Origin of the sequence: Bradyrhizobium sp. NC92, assembly GCF_025200865.1 — a bacterium.
Lineage (GTDB): Bacteria > Pseudomonadota > Alphaproteobacteria > Rhizobiales > Xanthobacteraceae > Bradyrhizobium.
The window spans coordinates 8,316,489-8,333,603 of record NZ_CP104171.1; the positions used below are offsets into that span (position 1 = coordinate 8,316,489).

Consider the following 17,115-nt stretch of genomic DNA (forward strand, 5'->3'; position numbering starts at 1 on the left):
GCAAAACAAGGCCTACGGTCCAGGGAGCGGGAGGAACGCCGTGAGCCATCATCCAGCTCTGCCTTATCTGCGCAACTCCGAGAAGGGCAAGGTCGTCTCGGCGAATGAAGCCGTCATGCTGATCCGCGACGGCGACACGGTGGCGACCGGCGGGTTCGTCGGCATCGGCTTTGCCGAGGAGATCGCCGTCGCGCTGGAGGAGCTGTATCTGTCCCACGAGGGCGATGCGCCCTATACGCAAGGCAAGCCGCGCAACCTGACGCTGGTCTATGCCGCCGGGCAGGGCGACGGCAAGCAGCGCGGCCTCAATCATTTCGCGCATGAAGGCTTGGTGCGGCGCGTGATCGGCGGGCATTGGGGTCTTGCGCCGAAATTGCAGCAGCTCGCGATCGCGAACCAGATCGAGGCCTACAACCTGCCGCAAGGCGTCATCACGCATCTGTTCCGCGACATCGCCGCGCACCGCCCCGGCCACATCACCCGCGTCGGCATGGGCACCTTCGTCGATCCCCGGCACGGCGGCGGCAAGCTGAATGCGCGCACCACCGAGGACCTGGTGGAGCTGATCACGCTGCGCGGCGAGCAGTGCCTGCTCTACAAGACCTTTCCCATCGACGTCGGGATCATCCGCGCCACCACCGGCGATCCCGACGGCAATCTCACCATGGAGAAGGAGGCGCTGACGCTGGAAGCGCTCACCATCGCCATGGCGGCGCACAATTCCGGCGGCATCGTCATCGCCCAGGTCGAGCGCGTCGCCGAGGCCGGCAGCCTCAATCCGCGCCAGGTCAAGATTCCCGGCATCCTCGTCGACTGCGTCGTGGTAGCGAAGCCGGAGAATCACTGGCAGACGTTCGGCACGCAATACAATCCGGCGTTCTCGAGCGAGATCCGCGTCCGCGCCGCCTCGCTGCCGGTGATGCCGATCAGCGAGCGCAAGATCATCGCCCGGCGCGCCGCGCTGGAGCTGAAGGCCAACAGCGTCGTCAATCTCGGCATCGGCATGCCGGAGGGGATCGCCTCGGTCGCCAACGAAGAGCGCATCATCGATCTCATCACGCTGACGGCGGAGCCCGGCGTGATCGGCGGCATCCCCGCGAGCGGCATCGATTTCGGCGCGGCGATCAACACGCAGGCGGTGATCGACCAGCCCTATCAGTTCGATTTCTACGACGGCGGCGGCCTCGATGCCGCCTTCCTCGGCCTCGCCCAGGTCGATCGCGTGGGCAACCTCAATGTCAGCAAATTCGGACCGAAGCTTGCCGGGGCCGGCGGCTTCATCAACATCAGCCAGAACGCCAAGGAAGTGATCTTCGTCGGCACCTTCGGCGCGGGCAAGCAGCGCATTGCGGTGAAGGACGGCAAGCTCGCCATCCTCGACGAGGCCAAGTCGCGCAAGTTCGTGGAGAGCGTCGAGCACGTCACCTTCAGCGGCCCGTTTGCCGCCGCGCGCAAGCAGCGCACGCTGTACGTCACCGAGCGGTGCGTGTTCGAGCTCCGCCCGGGCGGGCTCGAGCTCATCGAAATCGCGCCCGGCATCGACATCGAGCGCGACATCCTGCGCCTGATGGATTTCAAGCCGCTGATCCCGCGCGACCCGGCGCTGATGGACGCGCGCATCTTCGGCGACGGGCTGATGGAGCTGCGCGAGCGCCTCCTCACGATCCCGCTCGACCAGCGCTTCACGCTGGACGAGCAGCAAAACCTGTTCTTCGTCAACCTGGAACGCTATCCGCTGCGCAGCAAGACCGAGATCGACACCATCGCTGCCATTGTCGAGGCCCGCCTGGCGCCGCTCGGACGCCGGGTCTACGCCATCGTCAATTATGACAATTTTTCCATCCTGCCGGAGCTGATGGACGATTATTCGGCCATGGTCCGCAGCCTCGTCGACCGCTTCTATTCCGGTGTGTCGCGCTACACCACGTCGGGCTTCCTGCGCATCAAGCTCGGCGAAGCCCTGGAGAAGCGCGGCGTCGCGCCGCACATCTTCGAGAGTGCGGAGGAAGCACAGTCGGATCGGCGCCAAGCCGAGGGCGCCGGCGCTGCGCGGCCAGCTCAAAAATGATGCATGTTCGAAAGGCCGAGATGCTCAGGCGGAAGGTTCAATTGCAATGTCTGTAACGTTGTGCAAATCGCTGTTGCCGAGAAACTTTGAATCAGGAGGGACCATCGTGCGTCGATCACTCATCATAGCAACAACCATTCTCGCGCTCGGCGCGGGCACCTCCGCGCTGGCCGACGATCTCAAGATCGCGCTGATCTACGGCAAGACCGGTCCGCTCGAAGCCTACGCCAAGCAGACCGAGACCGGCCTGAAGATGGGTTTCGAATACGCCACCAAAGGCAGCATGACGCTCGACGGCCGCAAGATCGTCATCATCACCAAGGACGACCAGGGCAAGCCGGACCTCGCCAAGGCCGCTCTCGCGGAAGCCTATCAGGACGACAAGGCCGACATCGCGATCGGCACGACGTCGTCGGCCGCGGCGCTCGCCATTCTTCCCGTCGCCGAGGAGAACAAGAAGATCCTGATCGTCGAGCCCGCGGTCGCGGACCAGATTACCGGCGAGAAGTGGAATCGCTACATCTTCCGCACCGCGCGCAACTCCTCGCAGGACGCGATCTCCAACGCGGTCGCGATCGGCAAGCAGGGCGTCACCGTGGCGACGCTGGCGCAGGACTACGCCTTCGGCCGCGACGGCGTCGCCGCCTTCAAGGAGGCGCTCGCCAAGACCGGTGCGACGCTCGCGGCGGAAGAATATGCCCCGACCTCGACCACCGACTTCACCGCGGTCGGCCAACGCCTGTTCGACGCGCTGAAGGACAAGCCCGGTCGCAAGGTGATCTGGGTGATCTGGGCCGGCGCCGGCAATCCGCTGGCCAAGCTCCAGGACATGGATCCGAAGCGCTATGGTATCGAGCTCTCCACCGGCGGCAACATCCTGCCGGCGCTCGCAGCCTATAAGGGCCTGCCCGGCATGGAAGGCGCGACCTATTACTTCTATGAGATCCCCAAGAACCCGGTGAACGACTGGCTGGTCGCCGAGCACCAGAAGCGCTTCAACGCGCCGCCGGACTTCTTCACCGCGGGCGGTTTTGCGGCCGCGATGTCCGTCGTCGCCGCCGTCACCAAGGCGAAGTCGACCGACTCCGAGAAGCTGATCACCGCGATGGAAGGCCTGGAGTTCGATACGCCCAAGGGGAAGATGGTGTTCCGGAAAGAGGACCATCAGGCGCTGCAGAGCATGTATCACTTCAAGGTCAAGGTCGATCCGAACGTCGCCTGGGCCGTGCTCGAGCCGGTGCGCGAGCTGAAGATCGAGAACATGGACGTTCCGATCAAGAACAAGCGGTAGGTTACTTGCTTCACCTCTCCCGCTTGCGGGAGAGGCCGGGAGAGGGCTCTCTCCCCTTGGGGGTTCTCGCGTGCGGAAACACCCTCTCCCCACCCCTCCCCCGCACGCGGGGGAGGGAGCCCACCGTGATCGTGGATAGATCTTCATCCAAATCCGATCGAAATTTCTCATGCCGCTCACCCTCGAAACCCGCGACCTCACCATCCGCTTCGGCGGCCATGTCGCGGTCAACAATGTCTCCTGCACGTTTCGCCCGGGCGAGCTTACCGCCATCGTCGGGCCGAACGGTGCTGGCAAGACCACCTATTTCAATTTGATTTCGGGCCAGCTGCGGGCGTCTGGCGGCAGCATCCTGTTTGACGGCACCGACATCACCCAGCATTCCGCGCCGATGCGGACCCGTGCGGGTCTCGGACGCGCGTTCCAGCTCACCAACCTGTTTCCCAACCTGACGGTGGAAGAGAATGTCCGCCTCGCGGTGCAGGCCGCCAGCGGCACCCATTACGACATGCTGCGGCCCTGGATGGTGCGCCGCGACCTGATCGCGCGCGCCGACGCCATTCTCGACCAGGTCGCGCTCGGCAACCGCCGCGGCGTCACTGCGACCGCGCTGTCGCATGGCGACCAGCGCAAGCTCGAGGTCGCCCTGATGATCGCGCTGGAGCCAAAAGTCTTCATGTTTGACGAGCCCACCGCCGGCATGAGCATCGACGAGGTGCCTGTCGTCCTCAACCTGATCGCGCAGCTCAAGCAGGACAGGAGCAAGATCATTTTGCTGGTCGAGCACAAGATGGACGTGGTGCGCTCGCTCGCGGACCGCATCATCGTGCTGCATAACGGACAGCTGGTGGCGGACGGCGTGCCTGCCGAAGTGATCGCCTCGCCGATCGTGCAGGAAGCCTATCTCGGCGTCGCGCCCAAGAACGCAGGGAGTGCAGCATGAGCGATCTCCTCAAGCTCTCCGGCGTGCACACCCATATCGGGCGCTATCACATCCTCCAGGGCATCGATCTCACGGTGCCGCAAGGACAGGTCACGATGCTGCTCGGTCGCAACGGCGCCGGCAAGACCACGACGCTGCGCACCATCATGGGTCTGTGGCAGGCCTCGACGGGCGAGATCACCCTCGCAGGCCAGCGCATCGAGAGCCTTGCGACGCCGGACATCGCGCGGCTCGGCGTCGGCTACGTGCCGGAGAGCATGGCGGTGTTCTCCGATCTCACGGTGAAGGAGAACCTGGTGCTGGCGGCGCGCGACGCGCCGATCGACGACAGGCAGCTGGATTGGATCTTCGGCTTCTTCCCGGCGCTGCGCCGCTTCTGGCTGTCGCGCGCGGGAAGCCTGTCGGGCGGGCAGAAGCAGATGCTGTCGATCGCCCGCGCCATCATCGAGCCGCGCAAGCTGCTCCTGATCGACGAGCCGACCAAGGGCCTCGCGCCCGCCATCGTCATGGCGCTGATCGAGTGCCTGAAGGAGATCAAGCGCAAGGGCGCGACGATCCTCCTGGTCGAACAGAATTTCTTCGCCGCCCGCGAGCTCGGCGACAACGTGCTGGTCATGGACAACGGCACCATCGTCCATCGCGGCGAGATGGCGGCGCTCGCCGCCGACGTGCCGCTGCAGGAGCGGCTGCTCGGCCTGAGCCTGGAGGCGCATCAGTGACTGACCTTGCTGCAACCGATCCGCTGCCGAAGCCGAAGCGCGACCTCGCGCCGATCCTGCTGCCGGCGGCGCTGGCGCTGCTGATGATCCCGCTGATCGGATCGACCTCGTCCTGGCTGACCCTGACCGCCGCGAGCCTTGCCATGGGCATGATGATCTTCATCATGGCCTCGGGGCTCACGCTGGTGTTCGGCCTGATGGACGTGCTCAATTTCGGCCACGGCGCCTTCATCGCGGTCGGTGCCTATGTCGCGACGCTCGTTCTGGCGCCGTTCGCGGCCTCCATCCAGGCCGACTCGCTCTGGACGAACCTCGCGGTGCTGGCCCCGGCCGCGCTGCTCTCGATGGCGGTGTCGGGCGCGCTCGGCCTCGTCGTCGAGCGCGTGCTGATCCTCCCCGTCTACGGCCAGCATCTGAAGCAGATCCTGATGACGACCGGTGGCCTGATCGTCGCCGAGCAGACGCTCTATGCGCTGTGGGGACCGCAGATCATTCCGATGCCGCTGCCGGCCTCGCTGCGCGGCTCCTTCATCCTCGGCGACGTCGCGATCGCCAAGTACCGTGTGCTGGCGATGTTGATCGGACTTTCTGTCTTCATCGCGATCCAGCTCGTGCTCAACCGCACCAAGCTCGGCCTTCTGATCCGCGCCGGCGTCGAGAACCGCGAGATGGTCGAGGCGCTCGGCTATCGCATCCGCCGCCTGTTCCTCGGCGTGTTCATGACGGGATCGGCGCTGGCCGGCCTCGGCGGCGTGATGTGGGCGCTCTATCGCGAGCAGGTCCACGCCTCGATGAGCGACGACCTCACCGTGCTGATCTTCATCGTCGTCATCATCGGCGGGCTGGGATCGATCGGCGGCTGCTTCATCGGCGCCATCCTGGTCGCCATGGTCGCCAATTACGGCGGCTTCCTGGTGCCGAAGCTCGCCCTCGTCTCCAACATCCTGCTGATGGTCGCCATTCTAATGTGGCGGCCGCGCGGCCTCTATGCGGTGACCAGCCGATGATGATCCTCTCTGGCGATCCGCCGCGCAGCCGCGTCCTGACCCTCGTTCTCGTTGTCATCATCCTGGCGCTGGCGGCGACGCCGTTCCTGTTTCCGGGTGCCAAGGCGCTGAACGTCGCGGCCAAGATCTGCGTCTTCGCAGCCCTCGTCGCTTCCTACGATCTCTTGCTCGGCTATACCGGCTCGGTGTCGTTCGCCCACACCATGTTCTACGGCATCGGCAGCTACGCCATCGCGATCGCGCTATACGGGATGGGCCCGAACTGGGCGGCGGTCGGCACCGGGATCGTCACCGGCCTGCCGCTCGCCGCCCTGCTCGCGCTGGCGATCGGGCTGTTCTCGCTGCGCGTCGCCGCGATCTTCTTTGCCATGATCACGCTCGCGGTCGCCTCCGCCTTCCAGGTGTTGGCCTCGCAGCTGTCCTGGCTGACCGGCGGTGAGGATGGGCGCAGCTTCCAGCTGCCGGAGCTGCTCCGCCCCGGCACGGTGTTGATCTCCAAGAACCTGTTCGGCTTCGAGGTCAACGGCCGCATCCTGACCTTCTATCTGGTGTTCGCGATCTCGGCGCTGATGATCCTCGCCTTGCTGCGGGTGGTGAACTCGCCGTTCGGGCGCGTGCTGCAGGCAATCCGCGAGAACCGCTTTCGCGCCGAGGCGCTCGGCTTCCGCACCGTGTTCCACCTGACCTACGCCAACTGCCTTGCGGCCCTGGTCGCCGCCAGCGCCGGCATCCTGAACGCGCTGTGGCTGCGCTATGCAGGTCCCGACACCTCGCTCAGCTTCTCGATCATGCTGGACATCCTGCTGATGGTGGTGATCGGCGGCATGGGCACGATCTACGGCGCGATCATCGGCGCCACCATCTTCATCCTCGCGCAGAACTATCTGCAGTCGCTGATGGGCGTCGCCTCCAAGGCGGCGGACGAAGCCGGCCTGCCGTTGCTGCCGGGGCTGTTGCATCCCGACCGCTGGCTGCTTTGGCTCGGGCTGCTGTTCATCGCCAGCGTCTATTTCTTCCCGACCGGCGTGGTCGGACGGCTGCGCCATGGCGGCGGCAAGAAGACCGCCGGCCCCTCGCATTAACCGATGATTCATGATGCAGCGCTGTGATTGCGGCGCGCGCGACACAATCCTCGTGCGTGATACCCGCGGTGCTGCATATGGATGTGCGATCAGCCCAGCTGCATTAATGCTTAGGTAACTGGCTTTCCTAAGGTTTGCGCCATTTGTGCGGTGTATTCCTGGTCCTCCACTCCAGTGAGGGGGAATGCGCCAGGTCTTTGCCAGGGTAGCAGCCGGAATGTCTCTAGCCGCGAGAAACGGCTGGGAGGCCTTGGCGCGCCGTGGTCCCGTCCTGTGGCTGACCCTGTGCGGCGTGTTTCTGGTCGCGGGAATCTTCATCGCCACGGCGGTAGCCGTCGGCGAGTTTCGCGAGCGGACCCTCGCCAACCGCGAACGCGAGCTTGAAAACACGGTGAAGCTGATCGCGCGGCATTTCGATCAGCAATTCGAGGATTCCGACGTCGTCGCCTCCGACCTGATCGGGCAGATGAACCTGCCGGAGATCACCTCGCCTGCGATGTTCCGCGAGCGCATGTCCGGGCCTGCGGCAAACCAGATGCTGCGCAGCAAGATCAGCTCCGTGTCGTATCTCGGCGACATCGCGATCTACGATGCCGAGGGCGAGCTGATCAACTGGTCGCGGGCCCAGCCGCTGCCCAAGATCAACGTCTCCTCGCGCGCCTATTTCCAGTCGTTCAAATTCAACCCGACGGCCGAGCCGGTGATCCTGGAATCGGTCCGCAGCTTCCTGATCGGCAAATGGACCACGGTCGTCGCACGCCGGCTGCGCGGCGCGGACGGCACCTTCCTCGGCGCCATGGTGCGGCGGATCGATCCGGACAGCTATCAGCAATACTTCGCATCGGTCGCGCTCGCCGACGGCACGGCCATTTCGCTGCTCGACCGCGAGGGCAAGTTGCTGGCGCGCTATCCGCACGCCGAGGAACTGATCGGGCGGAACTTCAAGGACGCGCCGCTGATGCAGAAAGTGCTGGCCGAAGGTGGTCAGCAGACGCTCCGCGGCAGGAGCCCCGTCACCGGCGAGGAGCGGCTCGGCTCGGCCGCGTCGCTGACGCATTTCCCGCTGGTCATCATCGCCACCAACATCACGGCAGCGGCGCTCGCGGACTGGCGGCAGCAGACCGGCTTCATGGTGGCAACGGCGGGCTTCTCGGCGGGCGTGATCGCGCTGATCCTCTATCTGATCATCCGCCAGATCAACCGGCAGAACCGCGAGGCCCAGCAACGGATCGAGGCGGAGCGGCTCCGACTCGACACCGCCCTCAACAACATGTCGCAGGGGCTGATCCTGTACGACGCCGGCGGCACCATCGTCACCTGCAACCGCCGCTACGCCGAGATGTTCGGCCTGTCGCACGACGTCATCAAGCCCGGCTGTCACATCCGTGAGGCGATGTATCATCGCAAGGAGCGCGGCGCGTTCGACGGCGACGTCGAGGCGTTTTGCGCCGAGGTCATGAGGGTCGTCGCCGAAGGCACGGTCTCGACGCTGACCCATCAACTGGCCAACGGCCGCGCCTTCCAGGTCATCAACACGCCGCTCGCACAGGGCGGATGGGTCGCCACGATCGAGGACATCACCGAGCGCCGCAACCTGGAGCAGGAGCGCGACCGCAACTATACATTCCTGCGCGAGATCATCGACCACATCCCGTCGCAGATCACCGTGAAGGATGCCCGGACGCGGCAATATCTGCTGCTCAACGTCGTCGCCGAGCAGCTGTTCGGCCAGTCCCGCCAGGACGTCGTCGGCAAGACCGCCTTCGACATCTTCCCCGAGGGGGCCGCCGCCCACATCACCGACGACGACAGCAGGGCGCTGAAATCAGCCAAGGGCTTGTTCAAGGACGAGCACGCCTGGCAAATGCCCGGCATGGGCCTGCGCTACATCACCTCGACCCGCATCGGCATCAACGACAGCGCCGGCGAGCCGCGCTATCTCATTCATGTCATCGACGACGTCACCGAGCGTCGGCGCGCCGACGAGAAGATCGCGCATATGGCGCATTACGATGCGCTGACCGACCTGCCGAACCGGACCCTGTTCCGCGAGCAGATCGAACGCGAGCTGGCGAACGTCGCCGATGGCTGCCAGTTCGCGCTGCTCTATATCGACGTCGACGAGTTCAAGGGCATCAACGATTCGCTCGGCCACCACGTCGGCGACGAGTTGCTGAAGGCGATCGCAGGCCGCCTCCGCGGCTGCCTCAAGCAGGGCGACCTGATCGCGCGGCTCGGCGGCGACGAGTTCGCGGTGATCCAGACCGGGATTCAGTCCCCCGCGGACGTGCTGTCCTTCGTGACGAGGATCTACCAGGCGATCCGCCAGCCCTATCATTGCCTCGGCCACCAGCTCTCGACCGATGCCAGCATCGGCATTGCGCTGGCGCCGCAGGACGGCTCAGACCTCGATCAACTCATCAAGAACGCCGACCTCGCGATGTACGGCGCCAAGGCCGAGGGCCGCCGCACCCACCGCTTCTTCGAGCCGGAGATGGATGCCAGCGCCAAGGCGCGCCTCAGCATGGAGCAGGATTTGCGCCAGGCCCTGGTGAACGGCGGCTTCGAGATCCACTATCAGCCGCTGGTCGACCTGCGCACCAACGAAGTCTCCGGCTGCGAGGCGCTGCTGCGCTGGCGCCATCCCGAGCGCGGCATGGTGTCGCCGGCCGAGTTCATTCCGGTCGCCGAGGACACCGGCCTGATCACCGAGCTCGGCGACTGGGTGCTGCGCATGGCCTGCAACGAGGCCGCGACCTGGCCGGCGCATGTGCGCGTCGCGGTCAACGTCTCGCCCGTACAGCTCAAATGCGACACGCTGGCGCTGCGCATTGCGAGCGCGCTCGCCGCCTCCGGGCTGGATCCGCGCCGGCTCGAGCTCGAGATCACCGAGGCCGTGCTGATCCGCGATGACGAGGCGGCGCTCTCGATCCTGCATCAGCTCCGCGCGATCGGCGTGCGCATCGCGCTCGACGATTTCGGCACCGGCTATTCCTCGCTGAGCTACCTGAAGCGCTTCCCGTTCGACAAGATCAAGATCGACCGCTGCTTCGTCGCCGACATCGCCGAGACCACCGGCTCGCCGGTCATCGTGCAGGCGGTGGTGAACATCGCGGCCGCCAGCAGCATGACCACGGTGGCCGAGGGCGTCGAGACCGAGGCGCAGCGCGACATGCTGCGCGCGCTCGGCTGCACGCAGATGCAGGGCTATCTGTTCAGCGCGCCGAAGCCGGCCAGCGAGGTGCGCAAGCTGTTCGGTGCCGGCGATGGCTCGCCCGGGACCTTGCCCGTGGCTGCGGTGGCCTGATGCCGAAGTCGCGCAGGACCGTCGATGTCGCCGATTCCTACGCGGTGCGGCTGATGCAGCACCTGGTGGTGCCGACCTTCGTGATCGACCCGAAGCGCCGCGTCGTGATCTGGAACAGGGCCTGCGAGCGGCTGACCGGCGTCGCCGCCTCGGAGGTGATCGGCACCAGCAAGCACTGGCAGGCGTTCTACGAGACGAAGCGCCCCTGCCTTGCCGACCTCGTCGCGCTCGACCGGCCCGAGCATCTGCCGGAGTACTATCCGGAATATGCCGCGCGCGGCCACAACGGGCTCGGCTTCTCCGCGGAGAACTGGTGCGTGATGCCCAAGCTCGGCAGCCAGCTCTATCTCGCCATCGACGCCGGCCCGATCCACGACGAGGCTGGCAACCTGATTGCGGTGGTGGAGACGCTGCGCGACCTCACCGACCAGAAGCGCGCCGAGATGGCGCTGAAGGAGCTCGCCACCAAGGACGGGCTGACCGGCTTGGCGAACCGCCGCGCCTTCGACCAGATGCTGCTCGGCGAATGGGCCCGCGCCCAGCGCACGCAGAAGCCGCTGGCGCTGCTGTTCGTCGACGTCGACCATTTCAAGCTGTTCAACGACCAGCACGGCCACCAGAGCGGCGACGAGTGCCTGCGCGCGGTTGCTGGCGTCGTCAGCCGGCACGCGGTGCGCCCGCTCGATCTCGCCAGCCGCTATGGCGGCGAGGAGTTTGCGCTGATCCTGCCCGACATGGATTCTGACACCGCCTGCATGGTGGCCGAGCAGATCCGCTATGCCGTCATGGCCTTGGCGATCGCCCATGGTGCGATGGGTGCCGGCGATCACGTCACCCTCAGCGTCGGCGTCGCCAGCCACGTTCCTGATGGGAGCGACGGCGGCCCGGACCGGCTGCTCGGCGCCGCCGACGAGGCGCTCTATGTTGCCAAACGCCTCGGCCGCAACCGCGTCGTCTGCGCCGAACGGGCGCTTGCCGAATTCGCCGCCCGCGGCGGAAAGCCGGTTCCGGCCCCGGCCAGGCGCAAATCGGCCTGAAGCGCGCTCCGGCGAGAAGCGGTTGCCCGCCCCGCGCCAATCGGCTAAATGAACCTGCAACTGCACCCGTAGCTCAGCTGGATAGAGCGTTGCCCTCCGAAGGCAAAGGTCACACGTTCGAATCGTGTCGGGTGCGCCAGCTCAGGATTTTGCGCGAGGCCGTGCGAGTCTCCTAACAGCGCGATGCGATTGGGATGGGTCGTCATCGCGCTTTAGATGGTTGTTTGGACATCGTCTTTTCGGAAAACCGCTGCACACTTTCCGGATCATGCGCCAGGACGCGCTCGAAGATTGGCCATACGCGATTGCAAGGAGCCGTTCGAGCGTTAACGTCAGCGATCGGCGGTCGCGCCGCCCCCTTACCCGCATCATTGCCCGAGAAGCCTGGAATGCCGGTGGATACGGAGATGACAATGAAGCTCGCGCGTGAAGGTATCCAACTATCGTTCGACATCGCTGGGAAGGGATCGCCTGAGTTCCTGTTCGTCCATGGCCTTGGCGGAGATCGCACCCACTTTGCGCGACAGATGGAGTACTTCGGTCGGCGCGGTCGCGCATTGAATGCCGAACTGCGAGGACACGGCGAGAGCGACAAGCCGCACCAGGACTACTCGATCGAAGGCTTCGCCGAGGATCTCGTCTGGCTGTGTGCCCGGCAAGAGATAACGAATCCGGTCATCGTGGGCCAAAGCATGGGCGGCAACATGGCACTCGAAATCGCGGCCCGTTATCCGGATTTTCCTGCGGGGCTGGTGCTGCTCGATTCCGGCGTGCTCTTCCCTGCCTCGGCGGGAGCGGTGTTCACCAGCTACCTGGAGGGCCTGCAGGGGCCGAACTTTGCGGACGAGATCCGAAAAATCGTGGCGGACTCCTGTCTGCCGACCGACAGATGCCACGCCCATGTCGAACAGACCTTCCTGGCGACGCCACAGCACGTGCTGGTGTCGACGTTTAGGAGTCTGTTTCCCTGGGATGTGCATCGGGCGGGTCAGTGCGCCCACGCGTGCCGGGTCCCGGTGCTGTATATCGAAGCGGCTCATCGGCTCGCGGATCTAGACCGCCTTGGCGCACTATGCCCGCAACTGGTTACGGCCAAGGCTGTTGGCTCCGGGCATTTCCTGTCGCTCGAGGTGCCGGAGCAGATCAACGCCATGATCGATCGATTCATCTCGCTTTACGTGCAAAGACGCGAATGAACTTCGCATGAGCGTGACCTGTGCCAAGCGCGGCGAGGACAAGACATTGGCCGGGCAGAGCAAGATCAGACGAGATCGTGCCGGCACTCAATTCAGCATCGCGACAATCGCCTGGATCTGGTCGGACGCGGTCGTCACCAGTCCGTCATATGACGTCTGGCCGTGTGCGGCGGCCTTCAGGATGCATTCGGCCACGGCCGCCTTCAGGCCGAACACCGACTGATGCGCCGGCACGCTCGCCATCACGGTCTCCAGTGCTTGACGCATCGTTTGAATGAGCTCGGAGCTGTATTGCATGGACCTGTCCTCCGCGGACTCATATTGGGTCGCGTCCCCCTGCTTGCCACTCACAAGCCTGCGATCGCGCTTTGACAACCGCCCATCCATCACCTCGCGCTTCTTTTCACGCGATTGTATCATCCTGCCATGAGCGAATCCGACACGATGCCTGGCGCAGCCGCGGCCGTGCGCAAGATCATCCATATCGACATGGATGCGTTCTATGCGTCGGTGGAGCAGCGCGACAATCCGGAGCTGCGCGGCAAGCCGGTCGCCGTCGGCGGCTCCGCGGAACGCGGTGTCGTTGCGGCAGCGAGCTACGAGGCGCGCAGGTTCGGCGTCCGCTCGGCCATGCCGTCGGTGACGGCGAAGCGGCAATGTCCCGATCTGATCTTCGTCAGGCCGCGCTTCGAGGTCTACAAGGCGATCTCCAGGCAAATCCGCGACATCTTCGCCGAGCACACGCCCGTCATCGAGCCGCTGTCGCTGGACGAAGCCTATCTCGACGTGACGGAGAACCTGCAAGGCGTCCCGCTGGCACGGGACATCGCGCTGAGGATCCGCGCGAAGATCAAGGCCGAGACCGGCCTCAACGCGTCGGCGGGCATCTCCTACAACAAGTTCCTGGCCAAGCTCGCGTCCGATCATCGCAAGCCCAACGGCCAGTTCGTGATCTCGCCGGAGATGGGCCCCGCCTTCGTCGAGACGCTGCCGGTCGGCAAATTCCACGGCATCGGTCCGGCGACGGCGGCGAAGATGAACGCGCTCGGCCTGTTCACCGGCCGCGACATCCGTAACCAGTCGCTGGAGTTCATGAACGCGAATTTCGGCAAGTCGGGTGCGTATTATTATTGGATATCACGCGGCGTCGACGAACGCCCCGTGCGCGCCAACCGGATCCGCAAATCCGTCGGCGCGGAGAACACGTTCTCGACCGACCTCGACGCCTTCGACGCGCTCGTCGCCGAGCTCAGGCCTCTCGTCAACAAGGTCTGGGGGCATTGCGAGGCGACCGGCAATCGCGGCCGCACCGTCACCCTGAAGATCAAGTTCGCCGACTTCGAGATCATCACCCGCAGCAGATCCGTCGCCGCGGCCGTTGCCGGACGCGACGATCTGGAGCGGCTGGCCTGCGGCCTGCTCGAAGCCGAGATGCCGCTGCCCAAGCGCGTCAGGCTGCTGGGGATTTCGCTGTCCTCGCTCCATGCTGCCGGCGAGTCGGAGCCGCAGCTGACGCTGGGCATCTGACCGCGGCGCGAGCTTCGGCGACGGAGCGCACCAGGCGCGACGAACGGTGGCGGATTGTTCCGATCCGCCACCGTTGAAGGTCGATCGCGCTCGGGGCCGTTCAATGCTTCATATGCTCGAACACCACGATCACGCCGGTCGGTTCGGGCTCATGCGCCATCAGGCGCGTCAGGTCGGAATCGCCCCAATCGGCGAGGCTGACGACCTCGCCGCTCTCGCGGTCGCTGCCCAGCGATCCCGTCGGCTCGAGGACCTTGAGCCCCATCTCGTCGACGAAGAAGGTGTGCTCGCCGAACATGCTGTTGAGCTGCGGCATCGCCGGATGTTCGTCGGGCAGCACCTGAGCGCCGAGTTGGTGGACGGTCTGCTTCACCTGTTCCGATGTGAGCTTCATGAGCTGCTCCGTTGCTGGATCCGGTTGTCATCGAGCCGGGCGGGAGCGAGCATTCCCTGCGCCCTTGTGCGCCTGGCTCAGAGTCCCGAACAGGCGCTGCGGACAAATGTTCCCGCGAAATGTATTTCGTGATCGCGAGTTTCATCGGCCGCGTTCGCAGCACAAGATCGCCACAGGATGCACACGATCGGCCGATCGACGCGCTACTCGCTGCTGTTCTCGCCGACCGACAGCGCGCAGATGCGTGACAGATATGTGTACGGCAGGCCGCTCTCCTCGGCCCAGGCATTGAACTGCGCCTGCACCTTGGCGAGATCGCTCTTCGACTTGACCTCCCCGGCGATGTCGAGACCGGCATCGCGCAGGCAGGCCACCACGTCCTTGGACGTCACGAAGCCGTCCCAGCCGACGAAGCGCAGCAGCATCTGGCCGGTGTTGCCGCCCAGCCGGCTGCCGCGCTTGGTGAGGAGATCGAGCAGGCCGATCTCGTCGGACGACGGCCATTTCGCCAGAAACTTGCCGAAGCTGCCGTGCTCCTTCGCGATCTCCTGCACGAACGCGGCATTGTCCCGCACCGACATGATCTTGGCGCCGTTGCGCACGATGCGCGCATCGCGCAGCAGGCCCTCCCAATAGTCTTCGGGCTGGAAGCTGAGCTTGGCGGGCTGGAAATGCAGGAAGGCCGCTTCAAAGCCGTCCCATTTGGAATCGATCACGCTCCAGGCAAAGCCGGCGCAGAACACCCGCTTGGTCATTTCGGCGAGGATACGATCGTCGCCGAGCTTGGCCAGCCGCTTCAGGTCCGGCTTGGCCGGCATCAATTTGTCCAGCGCCCTGGGCCCGCCCTTGCGCTTCTCGGCGCGGGCGCGAATGGTCTTGAAGGAGGTCATGTGGACATGCGCTCTCGAGGATGCGCCACGACATCAGAATTCACGCGGCGGGTCCAGTCCCGCGAACATCAGGCGTCCTGATCGCATCGCCGGATCAGGCGAATTTATGTTGATTTCATCTCGGGGTTGCTATTCTGATGCCGTGGTGATGGAAATGATCCTTGTCACCACGACGCCCCTGTCTTCCTTCCCGTCGTCGTCCCCATTGATATGGCGAGCGGCGCGCTTGCTGCTCAGCAAGTGATTGTCTGCTGCGATGTCGTTCGTTTCCCTGGCGTTCCTTTGCTTTGTTCCCGCGACCTTTCTGCTCTATCACGCCACCTCGAGGCTTGCGGTTCAGAACGTCATCATACTGGTCGCTAGCTACGTATTCTACGGCTGGTGGGACTGGCGCTTTCTGCCCCTGCTGGCCGGCATTTCCATCGTCAACTATGCCGCGGCGATCGTCATCGCCGCTTCCAAGCGCGAACAAACCCGAAAGCTCCTGCTCTCTCTCGCCATCGCAGCGGCGATGATCGTTCTTGCGATTTTCAAATACTTCAATTTCTTCATCGATTCGTTCTCGGTGATCGCCGAGCGCGTGGGGCTTCATCCGAGCCTGCCGACATTGCGCATCGTCCTGCCGCTCGGCATCTCCTTCATCACCTTCCAGGGCATCGCCTACGTGGTCGACGTCTATCGCGGCAAGCATGCCGCCGAAAAGGACGTCGTCAAGTTTCTCGCCTTCAAGGCGTTCTTCCCGCAACTCGTGGCCGGTCCGATCGAGCGGGCGAGCAATCTCCTGGATCAATTTTCAGCGCCGCGACGTTTCACGTCCGATCACGCCGAACGCGCGCTCTGGCTCCTGATCTACGGCTATGCCATGAAGGTCGTGGTGGCAGACAGCCTCGCGCCGATCGTGGACACGCTCTTCATTCCGGAGCAGCCCTTCGGTTGGTCGGTCATCCTCGCCACGCTCGCATTCGGCATCCAGATTTATGCCGACTTCAACGGATACAGCCTGATCGCCAAAGGCGTCGCGCTGCTGTTCGGCTTCGAGCTGATCTGGAATTTCCGCTACCCCTACTGGTCGGTTTCGATCAGCGAGTTCTGGCATCGCTGGCACATCAGCCTCAGCACCTGGCTGCGCGACTATCTCTACATCCCGCTCGGCGGCAACCGCCGCGGCGAGCTCATCACCAACCGAAACCTGCTGCTTACGATGGCGCTGGGAGGTCTCTGGCACGGCGCGTCATGGACCTTCGTGCTCTGGGGCCTGGTTCACGGCCTGGCCCTCGTGGCCTGGCGCGCGTTTTCCGGCAAGGAGGCACCGGGCTCGACGGTCGCCCGCGTCCTCGGTTGGGCTCTCACCATGCTGGTGGTGTTCGTGGGCTGGTTCTTCTTCCGCGCGTCTAATTGGAACTTGCTGGTGGGCATGCTCTACGCCCTCGGCAACTGGGAGTGGGCTCCGGTGCATGGCGCCGCCGGTCTCGCGATCCTGTCGCTGTCCGTGCCGCTGATGCTGCTGGAGTGGCAGCTTCGGTCGCGTGGCGACTATTCGGTCCTGCAGTGGCCTGCATGGCTGAGATATCCGCTGTTTGCTACGCTGGCGGCGATGACGATCGCCGCCTCCGGACACGTCAATGCCACCTTCATCTATTTCCAGTTCTAGATC

14 protein-coding genes and 1 tRNA gene are annotated in these 17,115 nt (G+C 64.8%); 12 read left to right on the top strand and 3 right to left on the bottom strand.

Going from position 1 to position 17,115, the window contains the following annotated elements:
* Positions 1-40 precede the first annotated feature (40 nt).
* From N2602_RS38585 to N2602_RS38630, 10 genes are all read left to right on the top strand, one after another.
* Complete coding sequence (locus tag N2602_RS38585; protein ID WP_260381343.1) at positions 41-2,068, top strand: acyl CoA:acetate/3-ketoacid CoA transferase; 2,028 nt, start codon at positions 41-43, stop codon at positions 2,066-2,068.
* Positions 2,069-2,174: 106 nt separating this feature from the next.
* Entirely contained in the window at positions 2,175-3,359 is a 1,185-nt protein-coding gene (locus N2602_RS38590; RefSeq protein WP_260381344.1) for a substrate-binding domain-containing protein, read from the top strand.
* Positions 3,360-3,528: 169 nt separating this feature from the next.
* On the top strand, positions 3,529-4,302 hold the full coding sequence (locus N2602_RS38595; protein ID WP_172787933.1) for an ABC transporter ATP-binding protein: 774 nt from the start codon (positions 3,529-3,531) through the stop codon (positions 4,300-4,302).
* On the top strand, positions 4,299-5,021 hold the full coding sequence (locus N2602_RS38600) for an ABC transporter ATP-binding protein (protein WP_260381345.1): 723 nt from the start codon (positions 4,299-4,301) through the stop codon (positions 5,019-5,021). The genes N2602_RS38595 and N2602_RS38600 overlap by 4 nt, the downstream gene beginning before the upstream one ends.
* Positions 5,018-6,028: a branched-chain amino acid ABC transporter permease gene (locus N2602_RS38605; RefSeq protein ID WP_260381346.1), complete on the top strand. Its 1,011-nt coding sequence runs from the start codon at positions 5,018-5,020 to the stop codon at positions 6,026-6,028. Before N2602_RS38600 ends, N2602_RS38605 begins: the two co-directional genes overlap by 4 nt.
* Positions 6,025-7,110 (top strand): branched-chain amino acid ABC transporter permease, encoded by a 1,086-nt coding sequence (locus N2602_RS38610; RefSeq protein ID WP_260381347.1) that lies wholly within the window; start codon positions 6,025-6,027, stop codon positions 7,108-7,110. Before N2602_RS38605 ends, N2602_RS38610 begins: the two co-directional genes overlap by 4 nt.
* Positions 7,111-7,294: 184 nt before the next feature.
* Entirely contained in the window at positions 7,295-10,417 is a 3,123-nt protein-coding gene (locus N2602_RS38615; RefSeq protein ID WP_260381348.1) for an EAL domain-containing protein, read from the top strand.
* On the top strand, positions 10,417-11,454 hold the full coding sequence (locus tag N2602_RS38620) for a diguanylate cyclase (protein WP_260381349.1): 1,038 nt from the start codon (positions 10,417-10,419) through the stop codon (positions 11,452-11,454). Before N2602_RS38615 ends, N2602_RS38620 begins: the two co-directional genes overlap by 1 nt.
* A gap of 62 nt (positions 11,455-11,516) precedes the next feature.
* Positions 11,517-11,593, top strand: a tRNA-Arg gene (locus tag N2602_RS38625).
* A gap of 268 nt (positions 11,594-11,861) precedes the next feature.
* The gene (locus N2602_RS38630) at positions 11,862-12,650 is read left to right on the top strand and encodes an alpha/beta fold hydrolase (RefSeq protein ID WP_260381350.1); all 789 of its coding nucleotides are present in this window, start codon (positions 11,862-11,864) and stop codon (positions 12,648-12,650) included.
* A gap of 87 nt (positions 12,651-12,737) precedes the next feature.
* Here the strand turns inward: N2602_RS38630 and N2602_RS38635 are convergent, their stop codons facing one another.
* A complete protein-coding gene (locus tag N2602_RS38635; RefSeq protein WP_260381351.1) occupies positions 12,738-12,947 on the bottom strand; it encodes a hypothetical protein in 210 nt (69 codons plus the stop codon).
* Positions 12,948-13,076: 129 nt separating this feature from the next.
* Between N2602_RS38635 and dinB the strand changes: the two genes are divergently transcribed.
* On the top strand, positions 13,077-14,177 hold the full coding sequence (dinB, locus tag N2602_RS38640; protein ID WP_260381352.1) for a DNA polymerase IV: 1,101 nt from the start codon (positions 13,077-13,079) through the stop codon (positions 14,175-14,177).
* A gap of 100 nt (positions 14,178-14,277) precedes the next feature.
* Here dinB and N2602_RS38645 read toward each other — a convergent pair whose 3' ends face one another.
* On the bottom strand, positions 14,278-14,571 hold the full coding sequence (locus N2602_RS38645; protein WP_172787942.1) for a hypothetical protein: 294 nt from the start codon (positions 14,569-14,571) through the stop codon (positions 14,278-14,280).
* Positions 14,572-14,774: 203 nt separating this feature from the next.
* Positions 14,775-15,461: a DNA-3-methyladenine glycosylase I gene (locus tag N2602_RS38650; protein ID WP_260381353.1), complete on the bottom strand. Its 687-nt coding sequence runs from the start codon at positions 15,459-15,461 to the stop codon at positions 14,775-14,777.
* A gap of 256 nt (positions 15,462-15,717) precedes the next feature.
* On the opposite strand from N2602_RS38650, the gene N2602_RS38655 reads away from it, so the two are divergent.
* On the top strand, positions 15,718-17,112 hold the full coding sequence (locus N2602_RS38655) for an MBOAT family protein (RefSeq protein ID WP_260381354.1): 1,395 nt from the start codon (positions 15,718-15,720) through the stop codon (positions 17,110-17,112).
* The last annotated feature ends 3 nt before the right edge of the window (positions 17,113-17,115 follow it).

Excerpts from the sequence above, each read along its gene's own strand:
- N2602_RS38615 (WP_260381348.1), top strand. The coding sequence starts at position 7,295 with ATGCGCCAGGTCTTTGCCAGGGTAGCAGCCGGAATGTCTCTAGCCGCG.
- N2602_RS38645 (WP_172787942.1), bottom strand. The coding sequence starts at position 14,571 with ATGAAGCTCACATCGGAACAGGTGAAGCAGACCGTCCACCAACTCGGC.
- N2602_RS38635 (WP_260381351.1), bottom strand. The coding sequence starts at position 12,947 with ATGCAATACAGCTCCGAGCTCATTCAAACGATGCGTCAAGCACTGGAG.
- N2602_RS38655 (WP_260381354.1), top strand. The coding sequence starts at position 15,718 with ATGTCGTTCGTTTCCCTGGCGTTCCTTTGCTTTGTTCCCGCGACCTTT.
- N2602_RS38650 (WP_260381353.1), bottom strand. The coding sequence starts at position 15,461 with ATGACCTCCTTCAAGACCATTCGCGCCCGCGCCGAGAAGCGCAAGGGC.
- N2602_RS38610 (WP_260381347.1), top strand. The coding sequence starts at position 6,025 with ATGATGATCCTCTCTGGCGATCCGCCGCGCAGCCGCGTCCTGACCCTC.
- dinB (WP_260381352.1), top strand. The coding sequence starts at position 13,077 with ATGAGCGAATCCGACACGATGCCTGGCGCAGCCGCGGCCGTGCGCAAG.
- N2602_RS38630 (WP_260381350.1), top strand. The coding sequence starts at position 11,862 with ATGACAATGAAGCTCGCGCGTGAAGGTATCCAACTATCGTTCGACATC.
- N2602_RS38595 (WP_172787933.1), top strand. The coding sequence starts at position 3,529 with ATGCCGCTCACCCTCGAAACCCGCGACCTCACCATCCGCTTCGGCGGC.
- N2602_RS38600 (WP_260381345.1), top strand. The coding sequence starts at position 4,299 with ATGAGCGATCTCCTCAAGCTCTCCGGCGTGCACACCCATATCGGGCGC.
- N2602_RS38620 (WP_260381349.1), top strand. The coding sequence starts at position 10,417 with ATGCCGAAGTCGCGCAGGACCGTCGATGTCGCCGATTCCTACGCGGTG.